We start from the raw sequence: 13,607 nt of genomic DNA on the forward strand, positions 1-13,607 counted from the left end.
CCCCTTTGGGGGTCGCGGGGGGCGGGGGGACCCCCGCGGCCAGCCACGAACACACCCGCACATGACCACCGGCCGTGGCCGGGCCCGCCACCTGCCCAACCCCGGGGGCCGGCAGCCCACCCACCCCCGCCCGGGCCGTACGGGCCGGGGTCTGGGGCAGCGCCCCAGTTTCGGGAAGGGGCGGGGAGGGGAAAGGCCCGCGCAGCGGCAGCTACGAGTGGTGGCCGGTCGTGTGCCGGCGGCGTACCGCGAACGCCGTCCCCGCCGCCGCCAGAACCGCCACCCCGCCCACGGCGAGCACGATCCCGCTCGCACCACCCTCGTCACCCGTCTCGGCCCCCGCCTTCACCGCACCCGACGGCGTCGACGTCATCCCCTGCCCCGGCCCCGTGGGCTTGGCGGTACCCGCACCCGCACTCGTACTCGCAGACGCCGAAGGCACGTCGGACGCAGAGGCCGAGGCAGACGCCGATGCCGACTCAGACGCGGACGCGGACGCGGACGCCGACGCCGACGCCGACGCACTCGCCGACGCAGACGCCGACGCACTCGCCGACTCACTCACCTCCGGCACCACCGCCCCCACCCCCAAAGCCTCCCCACCCGGCCCCACCAGACTCCACACCTTCCCGTCCGCCCCCTTCACACCATTCCCCTTGGTGTCCCCCGGCTTCGCGTCGTCCTTGAAGTAGTAGAGCGGCTTCTCGTTCAGTACGACCTGCTTCTTGCCGTCGCTGCCCGCCAGGTCGATCTGGTTGGTCTCGCCCGTGACGTCGGCCGACTTCGTCGGGTACCCCGTCGCCGCGGGCCACGCCTTGGCACAGTCACCGGCGCAGTTGGACTTGTCCTTCGTGTCGCCCGCCCAGACGTACAGCGCGTTGCCGTCCTTGTCGGCCAGCGCCTTGCCCTCGGACGTGTCGATGACCGTCAGTTCGCCGGGGTCCGTCGGGGTGTCGAGGGCCGCCGCGGCACCCCCGCCCAGGGCGAGCAGCAGTGTTGTCGCCGCCGCCGCGGCCGATATCCGGGAAACGTGACGGGAAACGTGACGGGAGACGTGGGAAACGTGGGACACATGGGATGCGTGGTGCATGGGAGTCGTCCTGCCTCTGGTCCGGTACCGCTGGTACGCAATCCAGCAGAGCGCGATGTCGGCCCCCCGGCTTGCCGGATGCCGCCATCCGAGGGACGGGCAGGTCACGAGAGGGGGCCGCCTCACTCCCCTCCCGGCCACCCCTCCAGCGCCACGTGCAGCGCCTCCACGATCCGCCCCCACGACACCTCCAGGCTCCGCTCCGCCGCGAACCCGCCCCCCGCCTCCAGCTGCGCGAAGCCGTGGAAGGTGGCCCGCAGCAGCCGTACCGCGTCCGTCGCCGCCGGTTCCGTCAGCCCGTAGCCCCGCAGCACCGCGTACGTCGTCTCCGCGCACCGCCCCGGCCCCGTCGCCCCCGCCGCCTCGACCGCCGCCGGGTCCACCCGCAGCTGGGTGGCCGCGTACCGGCCCGGCCGTTCGCGTGCGAAGTCGCGGTACGCGCCCGCGTAGGCGAGCAGCGCGTCCCGGCCCGCCCGGCCCTCGACCGCCGCCCCGACCCGGTCCGCGAACTCGGCGGCCGCCAGCAGCGCGACCCTGGTCCGCAGATCCTCCAGGCCCCGTACGTGCGAATAGAGGCTCGCGTCCTTCACCCCGAAGCCGCGTGCCACCCCCGACACCGTCAGCCGCTCGAACCCCACCTCGTCCGCGAGGTCCGCCGCCGCCCTCACCACTCGCTCAGCGGTCAGCCCAATCCTTGCCGCCACGCCCCACCACCACCTTTCCCTAGGCCCATTAATCGTTTGCCTAGGCTACCTAGGCAGCCGTACGGTCGCACTCATGAAGGAAGCCACCGAAAACGACATCAGGTCGTCGTTCATCAACTGTTCCAAGGGCGAGGCCAAGCGCCTTCCCATGCCCCGCGACCTGGCGGAGCGCCCGTGGGGCGACCTGGACTTCATGGGGTGGCGCGACCTGTCTGCGCCCGACCGCAGCTATCTGGTGACCGAGGACCCGGCCGACGGGAAGCTGTTCGGCGTGACGTTCCGGTTCCCGTCGCGGCAGCGCGGGTTTCTGCACCGCAGCATGTGCGCGGTCTGCCTGACCACGCACCCCGGCAACGGCGTGTCCCTGATGACCGCCCCCAAGGCGGGCCTGGCGGGCCGCCAGGGGAACTCCGTCGGGATCTACATGTGCACCGACATGGCCTGCTCCCTCTACGTACGGGGCAAGAAGACGCCGGAGCCGGGCGGCCGGTTCGAGGAGTCGCTCACCCTGGAGCAGCAGATCGACCGGACCCGCACCAACCTCTTCGCGTTCCTGGCGAAGCTGACCGACTGAGCCGCCGCTCCCGCTAGGACGACACCACCGTGGCGCCCCGCGCCGGAGCCACCGCCGGCCGTGCCGCCACGCACGTCCCCGACGCGAGCAGCACGTCGGCCACCCGTCGCGCCGCGTCCGCGTCCTTGACCAGGAACGCCGTCGTCGGCCCCGACCCGGAGACCAGCGCCGCCAGTGCGCCCGCCTCCGTGCCCGCCGCGAGCGTGGCGGCCAGGGTGGGGCGCAGGGAGAGCGCGGCGGGCTGGAGGTCGTTGGTCAGGGCGGCGGCCAGTGCGGTGGCGTCTCCGGTACGGAGTGCTGCCAGCAGCGCGTCCGAGGCGGCCGGCTCCGGGACGTCCGTCCCCGCCGTCAGCCGGTCGAACTCCCCGTACACGGCGGGCGTCGACAGCCCGCCGTCCGCGACCGCGAACACCCAGTGGAAGTCGCCGCCGACCTCCAGCGGCGTCAGCTGCTCGCCCCGCCCGACCCCGAGCGCCGCCCCGCCGACCAGGCTGAAGGGGACGTCGCTGCCCAGCTCCGCGCAGATGTCGATCAATCGACCCTGCGGGGTGTTCGTCCCCCACAGCGCGTCGCAGGCGAGCAGCGCGCCGGCGGCGTCCGCGCTGCCGCCCGCCATGCCGCCCGCGACGGGGATGTCCTTGGCGATGTGGAGGTGCACGTCGGGCGTACGGCCGTGGAGTGCGGCGAGGGCGATGGCAGCCTTCGCCGCCAGGTTGGTGACGTCGAGGGGGACCTGGTCCGCCCCCGGGCCCGTGCAGGTGATGCGGAGCTCGTCGGCGGGGGTGGCGGTCACCTCGTCGTACAGGCCGACGGCGAGGAAGACGTTGGCCAGCGGGTGGAACCCGTCGGGGCGCGGCGCCCCGACGGCCAGCTGCACATTGACCTTCGCGGGCACCCGGACGGTGACCGGCGTGACCGGCCTGCCTGAGGTGACCGGCGTACGCACGTGACCGCTCATGCCTTGGCCTCCGCGATCCGTGCGAACTCCTCCACCGTCAGCGCCTCGCCGCGCGCCTGCGGCGAGATCCCCGCCGCGACGAGGGCCGCCTCGGCCGCCGGGGCCGAACCCGCCCAGCCCGCGAGGGCCGCGCGCAGGGTCTTGCGCCGCTGCGCGAAGGCCGCGTCGACGACGGCGAAGACCTCCAGCCGGGTGGCGGTCGTCTTCACCGGCTCGGTGCGCCGCACCAACGACACGAGCCCCGAGTCGACATTCGGTGCGGGCCAGAAGACGTTGCGGCCGATGGACCCGGCGCGCTTGACCTCCGCGTACCAGTTGGCCTTGACCGAGGGCACTCCGTACACCTTGTTGCCGGGCTTCGCCGCGAGCCGGTCGGCGACCTCCGCCTGGACCATGACGAGGGTGCGCTCGATGGTCGGGAAGTGCTCCAGCATGTGCAGGAGTACGGGGACGGCGACGTTGTACGGCAGGTTGGCGACCAGCGCGGTCGGCTCCGCCGGGAGCTCCTTGACCAGCATCGCGTCGGAGTGGACGAGCGAGAACCGGTCCGCCTTGGCGGGCATCCGCGCCTGGATGGTGGCGGGCAGCGCGGCGGCGAGCACGTCGTCGATCTCGACGGCGACGAGCCGGTCCGCCGTGTCGAGCAGCGCCAGCGTCAGCGACCCGAGCCCGGGGCCGACCTCCACGACGACGTCGTCCTCGCGCACCCCGGCCGTGCGCACGATGCGGCGCACGGTGTTGGCGTCGATGACGAAGTTCTGGCCGCGCTGCTTGGTCGGGCGTACGCCCAGGGCGGCGGCCAGCTCGCGGATGTCGGCGGGCCCAAGGAGGGAGTCGGTCGCAGAAGGCTCAGATGTGCTCACCGCCCAAGCGTAAGCGTCCGGCACCGCACCACCGCCCGGCGGCGCCTCCCGCGGCCTCCCCCCTGCCGCCTCCCCCTCCTGTCACCTGCCTACAGCTTGCGGCCGCAGTGGGGCCAGGGGCTGGCTCCCCGCTGTACGTACAGCTTCTTCGCCCGGAAGGTCTGCTCGGACGCCGGCGCCTCGTGCGCCGACCCCGAACCGCCGAGCGACTGCCACGTCTGCCGGTCGAACTGGTAGAGCCCGCCGTAGGTCCCCGTCGGGTCCGTCGCCCCTGGCCGGCCGCCCGACTCGCACTGCGCGAGGCCCTCCCAGTTCAGCCCGTCCGCGCCCGCCACCGCGGTCGGCATCGGCTTCGTACCGACCCTGATCACCTGGTCGACCGGCTCTCGCGCGATCTCCTCCGAGAGCTTCTTCGGCTTCTGCTTCACCCCGTTGACGGTGCGCAGCACGTACGTGACCCGGCGGGCGCCCTTCACTCCGGGACGTACGACCTCCTCCGTCCCCTTGAAGACCGACGGGTCGTCCCTCCTGATCACCCGGAAGTCGATCGGCTCCTCCCTGACCTCCCTGGACCCGGTGATCCGCATGACGGTCACCGTCTGCCCGTCGCGCGGGAAGCTGTCCAGCGGTACGGAGGTGGTGTCCTGGTTGGCGAGGGAGATCCCGGCCTCCTCGACGGCTTCCTCGATGGTCGCCGCGTTGGTACGGATCGTCCGCTCGCGGCCGTCGGCCATCACCGTCAGGGTGCGCTCCGTACGCACGTCGAGCGCGAGCCCCTTGCGGGAGATCGGCGAGGACCGGGAGGCGGAGAGGTACGCGCCCTCCGCCCGCACCCCGAGCTGGCGCAGCGCGCCGTCGACGGTCTGCGCGGTGGTCCACACCTGGCGGCGTTCGCCGTCGAGGTTGAGGGTGACGGGCCGGCCGTAGCGGACCACGACCTCGTCACCGCTGGCGAGGGTCTGCCCCGGGCCGGGGGCCACCAGGTCGTGCTCGCCGACGGACACCCCCTCCTTCTCCAGGAGTTCGGTGACGTCGTCGGCGAAGGTGTGCAGCATGCGGGGCGCGCCGTCGACGCTCAGCTCGATGGACTTGTCGTTGGCGACGAACGCCGACGTGCCGCCCGCGAGGAACGCCACCACCAGGGCCTGCGGCACCAGCTTGCGCAGCGTGTCCGGCTTCTCGCCCCCGCCGCCGGCGGGCCCCGCCGGGCCTCCCTTGCGGCGCCGCGCGGCCCGCCCGTCGGTCCGCCCGCCGGTCCGCCCGCCGGGGCTCCCCGGGGCACCGGCGGTGACGGGCTCCGGCACGGGCTCCGGTCCCGGCTCCGGCGCGGAGAGGTCCGGCTCGGTGGCCGGCCCCGGAATCCCACCCGGATGGTGGCTCTCCCGCACCTCGTACGACGCAGCGTAAGGAGCATGCGTCCCGTTCTGCTCGTACGTCCCGTACGTCCCGTAGGTCCCGTAGGACGGCTGGTACGCGTCGTAGCCCGTCGCCGGAGCCGCGTAACCACCGTCGTATCCGTACGGAGAAGGCTCCTCGTAAGGCGCCTCCCCGTACGACGGCTCCGCGTACGGCTCCCCGTAGGACAGCGCACCACTCTGCGTATTGCTCACGTCGCTCCCGGTCCGCCCGACCGGCGGCCCGGAGGGGTCCGGGCCACCTTGCTGCGGGCCGGGAGACTAGCGGAGCGATCGTCACTCTCCAAAGCGGCGCAACTACGCAGGGTTGCCCGACGAACCTCCGTGCGAAATCGACGGGCGAATCAACGGCGAATCAACGGGGCGGAATCAGTAGGCGAACGCGCGCGCCGTGTTCGCCGAGATGGCGGTCGCCATGGCGTCCTCGTCGATGCCCTTCACCTCGGCCATCGCCCGCACCGTGAGGGGGATGAGGTACGGGGCGTTGGGCCGTCCCCGGTACGGGGCCGGAGTCAGGAACGGGGCGTCCGTCTCGACCAGCACCAGTTCCAGCGGGGCGACCGCGAGGGCGTCGCGCAGCGGCTGCGCGTTCTTGAAGGTGACGGTGCCGGCGAAGGACATGAAGTACCCGTTGGCGGCGCACACCTGTGCCATTTCGGCGTCACCGGAGTAGCAGTGGAAGACGGTCCGCTCGGGCGCGCCCTCCTCCGCGAGTACGCGCAGTACGTCGGCGTGCGCGTCGCGGTCGTGGATCACCAGGGCCTTGCCGTGCCGCTTGGCGATCTCGATGTGGGCGCGGAAGGAGCGCTCCTGGGCGGCCATGCCGTCCGGCCCCGTACGGAAGTAATCGAGCCCGGTCTCGCCCACGCCGCGTACGTGATCGAGGCCCGCGAGCCGGTCGATCTCGGCGAGCGCGTCGTCGAGTGCGGCATCCCCGCCGCCGGGGCGCGCACCCTGCCGCGACCAGCCGTCGGGGTCGCCGAGGACGATGCGGGGGGCCTCGTTGGGGTGCAGGGCGACGGCCGCGTGGATGTTCTCGTACGAAGCCGCCGTCTCGGCCGCCCACCGGGAGCCCTTCACGTCGCAGCCCACCTGGACCAGGGTGGTCACGCCGACCGAGGCGGCCGTGGCGAGCGCCTCTTCGACGGTGGTGCCCTGCATGTCCAGGTGGGTGTGCGAGTCCGCGACCTCGACGCGCAACGGCGGGGGCGGCGGCGGTGCGGTCTCTTTGTCACGGGTGCGGTCACTCATGCGGTCGATCCTACGAAAACCGCACCCGCCGCCTGCTACTGCCCGCTGCTGCCTGCCGTTGTCCGCTGCCCCGGCCGCCCCAGCTGCCCCAGCCGCGGTGGGCCTACTTGCGGCCGCCCCGGTGGAAGGGGTGCAGCAGATCGGAAAGGTGCCAGTGATGGGGCTCGCCCCGTGGGGGCTGCTGGGGAAGACCGGCCTCGGCGGCGACCGCCTCCGGGGCCGACTCCGCGTTCCTGCGCTGGAGTTCCTGGATGGTCGACACCTGGCCGGAGCGCATGATCCGTACGACAGTGCCGCCGCAGTTCAGGCAGGAGGGCCGGGACAGCGGCGACGGAACACGTTCCCCGTTCGCCCGGTACACGACGAAGGGGTGGCCGAAGCCGTCGGTGTGGTGCTCTATCGCGTACGCCTGCTCCCAGCCGTGGCCGCACTTCATACAGGCGAAGGCGTACGCCTCCTGAACGGTCCCGGTGATGCTGCCGGCTGCGCTTTCGGCGATCTCGCTCATGCCAGCTCCTTTCCACTCACCTCCAGTGGACGCCTTTTCGGGCCGGAGCGCGACAGACCTGTCAAAACGTAAGGAGCATTTGACGACGACCTGAGAAATCAGGCCGTCACCAGGCATTTACTTTGCTTTTCAAGACACTCCTTTACTCTCACCAGCCCCTGCCCGAGCCGCGTTCTTTGCCGCGACGACGGCATCGAACACCTCGCGCTTGGGAAGCCCCGCCTCGGCGGCGACGGCGGCGATGGCCTCCTTGCGGCGCTCGCCCGCCTCCTCGCGCACCTGCACCCTGCGCACCAGCTCCTCACCGTCCAGTTCGGCGGGCCCGGCCTCGGGCGCCCCCTCCACCACCACGGTGATCTCGCCCCGTACGCCGTCGGCCGCCCACTCGGCGAGCGCCTTGAGCGGACCGCGCTTCACTTCCTCGTACGTCTTGGTCAGCTCGCGGCAGACGGCCGCCCGCCGCTCGTCGCCGAACACCTCGGCCATCGCGGCGAGGGTGTCGTCGAGCCGGTGCGGCGCCTCGAAGTACACCAACGTGCGCCGCTCACCGGCCACTTCGCGCAGCTTCCCGAGCCGCTCCCCGGCCTTGCGGGGCAGGAACCCCTCGAAGCAGAACCGGTCGACCGGCAGCCCGGACAGCGCGAGCGCCGTGAGGACGGCGGAGGGCCCCGGCACGGCCGTGACCTTGATCTCCTTCTCCACGGCCGCCGCGACGAGCCGGTACCCGGGGTCGGACACGGACGGCATCCCGGCGTCCGTCACGAGCAGCACCCGGGCGCCGCCCTCCAGCGCCTCCACCAGCTCGGGGGTACGGGCCGACTCGTTGCCCTCGAAGTACGACACGACACGCCCCGTCGTGTACACACCGATCGCCTGGGTGAGCCGCCGCAGCCGCCGGGTGTCCTCGGCCGCGATGACGTCGGCCCGCTCCAGCTCCTTCGCCAGCCTCGGCGGCGCGTCGGCCACGTCGCCGATGGGGGTTCCGGCGAGCACGAGGACCCCCCGCCCGTCGGACCCGGAGGCGGGGACGGACGCTGCGGCGGTCTCGCGCTCGAACGCGGCATCGGTCCCGGGCTCGGACGCGGCATCGGTCCCGGGCTCGGACACGGCAGCGGTCCCGGGGTCGGAATCGGGAGTGGGCGCGGGTGCAGTCGATCCAGTCACAACACCCATCCTCCCAGGGTGGACGGGCGACGCGCACAGCAGCGTTACCTACCATGACCCGGTGACGAGTACCGCGCCCCAGACCCAGCACGGGCGGGCCCCCCATGAGGACCCGCCCACCTGGCAGCGACGGCTGCGCCGATTCGGCTATGCGCCGCGCCGTCAGACCGGCCTGAGGGACCGCCTCGTACCGCCGTACGCAGCGCCGCCCGGCCCGCAGTCGTGGGCTCTGCTCCGCATCCCCCCGGCCGTCGCCGACCGGCTGATCCGGCTCTCCCCCTGGGGTGGCCCCCTCCTCGTCACCCTCGTCGCCGGCCTCCTCCGCTTCTGGAACCTGGGCAGTCCGAAGGCGGTGATATTCGACGAGACGTACTACGCGAAGGACGCGTGGGCGCTGGTCAACCAGGGCTACGAGGGCAGTTGGCCCAAGGACGTCGACAAATCGGTACTCGCCAACCCGGACGCGGTCCCGATCCCGGCGGACCCCGGCTACGTGGTCCACCCGCCGGTCGGGAAGTGGCTGATCGGCTGGGGGGAGCAGCTCTTCGGCTTCACGCCGTTCGGCTGGCGGTTCGCCGTGGCGCTGCTCGGCGTCCTCTCGGTGTTCCTGCTCTGCCGCATCGGCCGCCGTCTGTTCCGCTCGACGTTCCTGGGCTGTCTGGCGGGCCTGCTGCTCGCGGTCGACGGCCTGCACTTCGTGATGAGCCGCACGGCGTTGCTCGACCAGGTCCTGATGTTCTTCGTACTGGCCGCCTTCGGCTGTCTGCTGGCGGACCGCGACTGGTCCCGCCGCAAGCTGGCCCGGGCGCTGCCGGTCGACGAGGACGGCGTACTGCGCCCGGACGCGGGCATCGCGGAAACCCTCCGCCTGGGCTGGCGCCCCTGGCGCCTGGCGGCGGGCCTCTGCCTCGGTCTGGCCTTCGCCACGAAGTGGAGCGGCCTCTACACCCTGGTCGTGTTCTGCCTCCTGACCGTCGTCTGGGACGTGTCCGCCCGCCGCACGGCAGGCGCGAAGCGCCCGTACAAGGCGGTCCTCACACGCGACGTGCTCCCGGCCTTCGTCTCCACGGTCCCGGTGGCGCTGCTCACCTACCTCGCCTCCTGGACGGGCTGGCTGGTCACCGACAAGGGCTACTTCCGCGACTGGGCGAAGGGCCGGGCGGGCCTCTCCCCGGACCACATCGGCCCCATCTCCCTCCCCCAGTTCGACATGACGTGGGTGCCGGAGTGGCTGCGCAGCCTGTGGCACTACGAGAGCGAGGTCTACTCGTTCCACATCCAGCTGACCTCGGGCCACACGTACGAGTCGAACCCCTGGTCGTGGATCGTCGTCGGCCGCCCGGTCTCGTACCTCTACGAGTCCCCGAAGCCCGGCACGGACGGCTGCCCGGTCACGGAGACGCAGAAGTGCGCCAGCGAGGTGCTGGCCCTGGGCACCCCGATGCTGTGGTGGGCGGCTGCCTTCGCGCTGCTCTACGTCGTCTGGCGCTGGTTCTTCCGCCGCGACTGGCGCGCCGGGGCGATCCTGGCGGGGGTGGCGGCGGGCTGGTTCCCCTGGTTCCTCTACCAGGAACGCACGATCTTCTACTTCTACGCGGTGGTGTTCGTCCCGTTCCTCTGCCTGGCGGTCGCCATGATGATCGGCGCGATGCTCGGCCCACCGGGCTCGGACGAACGCCGCCGGGCGATCGGCGCGATCGGCTCCGGCGTACTGGTCCTCCTGATCATCTGGAACTTCATCTACTTCTGGCCGATCTACACGGGCACGGCGATCCCGATCGACGAGTGGCAGCACCGGATGTGGCTCGATACGTGGGTCTAGGCGGGAGCCGGGGCGCGGGGAAACCGCACGGGCAACCACACACCGGCCCGCACACCACATGCGCCTCCGCCGCCCCGCCCCCAAGTACCAGTCGCATAACACCCGGCACTCCTGTCACCCGCCACCCCGTAGAGTCACTCCCCGATAACTCCCCGGCACCTTCACAGCCGGGGAACTCCTGGGGAGGGGACTGCGGCCATGCGCAGTGGAGCCAAGTTCGCCGCCATAGGCGGCGCGTTCGTCCTGTTCGCCGGCGGTGTGGGCTACGGGGGCTACCAGCTCCTGGCCTCCGACGCGGGCAGCGGCGGCGCCAAGAACAACAGCACCGGGGCGGGCGCGGGCGCCGTCCCGGCCCCCACCGGTCCACCGACCGCCGAGGAAATCACCACCACCTCGAACGACTTCCTCACCGCCTGGTCCAAGGCCGACTCCGCCACCGCCGCGCAGCTCACCAACAACGCCGCCACCGCGGGTACGGTCCTCGCCGCGTACTCCGAGGAAGCCCACATCTCGGACCTGAAGATCATCCCCGGCACCCCCACCGGTGCCAAGGTGCCCTTCACCGTCACCGGCAAGGTCGCGGCCGACGGGCAGCAGAAGCCCCTCACGTACACCTCGTCGCTGACCGTCGTACGCGGAAAGACGACCGGCCGCGCCCTCGTCGACTGGCAGCCCGCCGTCGTCCACCCGGACCTGAAGCAGGGCGAGACGCTCAAGACGGGCACGGCGACCGCCCCGCCCATCAAGGCCGTCGACCGCAACGGCACCGAGCTGACGAAGGAGAAGTACCCCTCCCTCGGACCGTTCCTGGACCAGCTGCGCAAGAAGTACGGCGAGCAGTCCCACGGCAAGCCCGGCGTCGAGCTCTACATCGAGTCCGAGGACTCGAAAACCGCCGCCCGCACGCTCCTCACCCTCTCCAAGGGCGAACCCGGCAAGCTCCAGACCACCATCGACGCGGGCGTCCAGGCCGCGGCGGAGAAGGCGGTCAAGCAGTACCCGGGCGGCTCGGTCGTCGCACTGAAGCGCAGCACCGGGGAGATCCGCGCGATCGCCGACAACACCCCGTCGGGATTCCCCTCCTCGGTCAGCGGAACCGCCCCGCCCGGTTCCACCCTCAAGATCCTCACGGCGGCGATGCTCCTGGAGAAGGGCATCGTCACACCCGCCAAGATCGTCGAGTGCCCGCCGGACGTCACGTACTACGGCCGCACGATCAACAACCTCAACCACAAGGGCTACGGCAAGATCCCCTTCTCCGAGGCCTTCGCCCGCTCCTGCAACAGCGCCTTCATCAAGCAGATCGTCCCGGTCGACGACGACGGCGCGCTCCCCGCCTTCGCCGCGTCCCACTTCGCCGTCGGCGCGAACTGGCAGACCGGCGTCCTCAGCTTCGACGGCAAGATCCCGGTGGGCGAGAAGGGCGAGGCCGCGGCGCAGTACATCGGCCAGGGCCAGACCCAGTTCAACCCCCTCAACATCGCCTCCATCACCGCGACCGCCACCACCGGCACGTTCCGCCAGCCGCACCTGGTCGCCCAGGACCTCGACGACCGCGAGTTCGCGAAGGCGTCCGCCTCGCTCTCCCCGTCCACCGTCTCCGGCATCCGCTCGATGATGAACCTCACCGCCACCAGCGGTACGGGCGCGGGCGCGATGGCCTCGGTCGGCGGCAACAAGGGCGCGAAGACCGGCTCCGCCGAACTCGACGGCCAGAAGAAGTCCGACAGCTGGTTCACCGGCTACGCCGACGACCTGGTGGCAGCGGCAACCGTCCCGGCCGGCGGCCACGGCGGCGACGCGGCGGGCCCGATCGTCGCCAGGGTGCTCAACGCACGTTGATTTATCGACAGTTACTGACCGATCACCGTCGGGTCACCGACTCACCCACCCCTCGGAACCCGCTCGCCCGGCCCGCACGCCCCGCAGTAGCGTGCGGGCCATGAGCACTTCCGAGCCCGCGCCCGTCCACCCCCTGTTCACGGCGGCCCTCCGCGAAGCCGGCCTCACCGTCGAAACCCGCCGCTTCCCGGACGGGGTGCCGGTCCTGGTGCTGATGGACGGCTCGTCACGTGTCGACATGGAGCGGGTACGGGTGGAACTGGGCGCGGCGGAGGTGAAACGGGCCGACGCCGCACTGGTACGGGAGACCACCGGCTACGCGATCGGCGGCGTGCCCCCGTTCGGCCACGCCACCAGGACGCGCGTACTGGCCGACCGGGGTCTGCTCGCGCACCCGGAGGTGTGGGCGGCGGCCGGCGACCCGCACACCGTCTTCCCGATGGAACCGCAGGCACTCATCGCCCACGCGGGCGCGACGGTCACCGACGTACGCGAGAACCACTCCCCGGCGGCCGGCGAACCCTCCGGGGCCGCCAAGTGACCCCTCTCGTCTGCGCGGCGGTCCTCATAGCCGCCGTCACGCACGCCAGCTGGAACGCGATAGCGCACCAGATCAAGGACCAGCTCGTCTCCTTCACCCTCATCTCGGGCGGCGGCCTGCTGATCGGCGCGGTGGCTGCGGTATTCGTCCCGCTCCCGGCGGCCGAGGCCTGGCCCTACCTGGTCCTCTCGGCCGCCCTGCACGTCGCGTACATGCTGCTGCTCATGCGGTCGTTCACGCTCGGCGACTTCGGACAGATGTACCCGATCGCCCGGGGCAGCGCGCCGCTCGCGGTGACGGTGCTGGCGGCGATATTCGCGAACGAGACGCCCGGCGGGTGGCAGTTGGCGGGCGTCGCGGTCGCCTGCACCGGCCTGGTCGGCGTCGCCCTGTGGGGAATCCGGGGTTCCGGCAAGAAGCCCCAGTGGGCGGCCATCGGCGCGGCACTCGCCACCGGCCTCGCCATCGCCCTGTACACGACGGTCGACGGCCTGGGCGTCCGCGCGTCGGGCACCCCGCTCGGCTACATCGCCTGGCTGATGATCCTCGAAGGAATCTCCATCCCGGCGTACGCCCTCTACAAACGCCGCACCCAACTCGCCGCACAGCTCCGCCCGTACGCGGTGCGCGGCTTCTGCGGGGCGGCACTGTCGGTGGTCGCGTACGGCCTGGTCCTGTGGGCCCAGACCCGGGCGCCGCTGGCCCCGATCGCGGCACTGCGCGAGTCGAGCATCATCGTGGGCGCGGCGATCGGCTCGCTCTTCCTCAAGGAACGCTTCGGCGGCCCGAGGATCGCGGCGGCGGGCCTGATGGTGGTGGGCATCGGCCTGATGCTGCACGCGAGCTGACCGAACCGGACCCCTCGGCCTTCGCCC

At 72.0% G+C, this 13,607-nt stretch carries 13 protein-coding genes; 5 read left to right on the forward strand and 8 right to left on the reverse strand.

The genetic code is table 11. From position 1 onward, the window contains the following. Positions 1 to 211 precede the first annotated feature (211 nt). Positions 212 to 1,090, reverse strand: coding sequence for a COG4315 family predicted lipoprotein (locus tag ACZ5PB_RS16625; RefSeq protein ID WP_468691734.1), 879 nt, complete (start codon positions 1,088 to 1,090; stop codon positions 212 to 214). Positions 1,091 to 1,212: 122 nt separating this feature from the next. Continuing rightward, positions 1,213 to 1,794, reverse strand: coding sequence for a TetR/AcrR family transcriptional regulator (locus ACZ5PB_RS16630; RefSeq protein WP_468691735.1), 582 nt, complete (start codon positions 1,792 to 1,794; stop codon positions 1,213 to 1,215). 73 nt (positions 1,795 to 1,867) lie between these two features. Here ACZ5PB_RS16630 and ACZ5PB_RS16635 point away from each other — a divergent pair, with 73 nt between their 5' ends. Continuing rightward, complete coding sequence (locus ACZ5PB_RS16635) at positions 1,868 to 2,368, forward strand: FBP domain-containing protein (RefSeq protein ID WP_468691737.1); 501 nt, start codon at positions 1,868 to 1,870, stop codon at positions 2,366 to 2,368. 13 nt (positions 2,369 to 2,381) lie between these two features. On the opposite strand, the gene ACZ5PB_RS16640 is transcribed toward ACZ5PB_RS16635, so the two are convergent. From ACZ5PB_RS16640 to rsmI, 6 genes are all read right to left on the reverse strand, one after another. Further along, positions 2,382 to 3,326, reverse strand: a complete 945-nt coding sequence (locus ACZ5PB_RS16640; protein WP_468691738.1) for a 4-(cytidine 5'-diphospho)-2-C-methyl-D-erythritol kinase — start codon at positions 3,324 to 3,326, stop codon at positions 2,382 to 2,384. Next, entirely contained in the window at positions 3,323 to 4,189 is an 867-nt protein-coding gene (rsmA, locus tag ACZ5PB_RS16645) for a 16S rRNA (adenine(1518)-N(6)/adenine(1519)-N(6))-dimethyltransferase RsmA (RefSeq protein ID WP_468691740.1), read from the reverse strand. The genes ACZ5PB_RS16640 and rsmA overlap by 4 nt, the downstream gene beginning before the upstream one ends. A gap of 89 nt (positions 4,190 to 4,278) precedes the next feature. Further along, on the reverse strand, positions 4,279 to 5,799 hold the full coding sequence (locus tag ACZ5PB_RS16650; protein ID WP_468691741.1) for a ubiquitin-like domain-containing protein: 1,521 nt from the start codon (positions 5,797 to 5,799) through the stop codon (positions 4,279 to 4,281). Between the two features lie 174 nt (positions 5,800 to 5,973). After that, the gene (locus ACZ5PB_RS16655; RefSeq protein ID WP_468691743.1) at positions 5,974 to 6,855 is read right to left on the reverse strand and encodes a TatD family hydrolase; all 882 of its coding nucleotides are present in this window, start codon (positions 6,853 to 6,855) and stop codon (positions 5,974 to 5,976) included. A 103-nt stretch (positions 6,856 to 6,958) separates the two neighbouring features. Further along, the gene (locus ACZ5PB_RS16660; RefSeq protein ID WP_468691745.1) at positions 6,959 to 7,363 is read right to left on the reverse strand and encodes a hypothetical protein; all 405 of its coding nucleotides are present in this window, start codon (positions 7,361 to 7,363) and stop codon (positions 6,959 to 6,961) included. A 129-nt stretch (positions 7,364 to 7,492) separates the two neighbouring features. Continuing rightward, on the reverse strand, positions 7,493 to 8,356 hold the full coding sequence (gene rsmI, locus ACZ5PB_RS16665; protein WP_468692099.1) for a 16S rRNA (cytidine(1402)-2'-O)-methyltransferase: 864 nt from the start codon (positions 8,354 to 8,356) through the stop codon (positions 7,493 to 7,495). A 232-nt stretch (positions 8,357 to 8,588) separates the two neighbouring features. On the opposite strand from rsmI, the gene ACZ5PB_RS16670 reads away from it, so the two are divergent. The 4 genes from ACZ5PB_RS16670 (at position 8,589) to ACZ5PB_RS16685 (ending at position 13,580) form a co-directional block, all read left to right on the forward strand. Further along, on the forward strand, positions 8,589 to 10,349 hold the full coding sequence (locus ACZ5PB_RS16670; protein ID WP_468691746.1) for a dolichyl-phosphate-mannose--protein mannosyltransferase: 1,761 nt from the start codon (positions 8,589 to 8,591) through the stop codon (positions 10,347 to 10,349). 198 nt (positions 10,350 to 10,547) lie between these two features. Then, positions 10,548 to 12,191 (forward strand): penicillin-binding transpeptidase domain-containing protein, encoded by a 1,644-nt coding sequence (locus ACZ5PB_RS16675; protein ID WP_468691748.1) that lies wholly within the window; start codon positions 10,548 to 10,550, stop codon positions 12,189 to 12,191. Between the two features lie 100 nt (positions 12,192 to 12,291). After that, positions 12,292 to 12,732, forward strand: coding sequence for a YbaK/EbsC family protein (locus ACZ5PB_RS16680; protein WP_468691750.1), 441 nt, complete (start codon positions 12,292 to 12,294; stop codon positions 12,730 to 12,732). Further along, positions 12,729 to 13,580, forward strand: coding sequence for an EamA family transporter (locus tag ACZ5PB_RS16685; protein ID WP_468691752.1), 852 nt, complete (start codon positions 12,729 to 12,731; stop codon positions 13,578 to 13,580). Before ACZ5PB_RS16680 ends, ACZ5PB_RS16685 begins: the two co-directional genes overlap by 4 nt. Positions 13,581 to 13,607 lie beyond the last annotated feature (27 nt).

Source organism: Streptomyces sp. NPDC032721 (assembly GCF_055579625.1).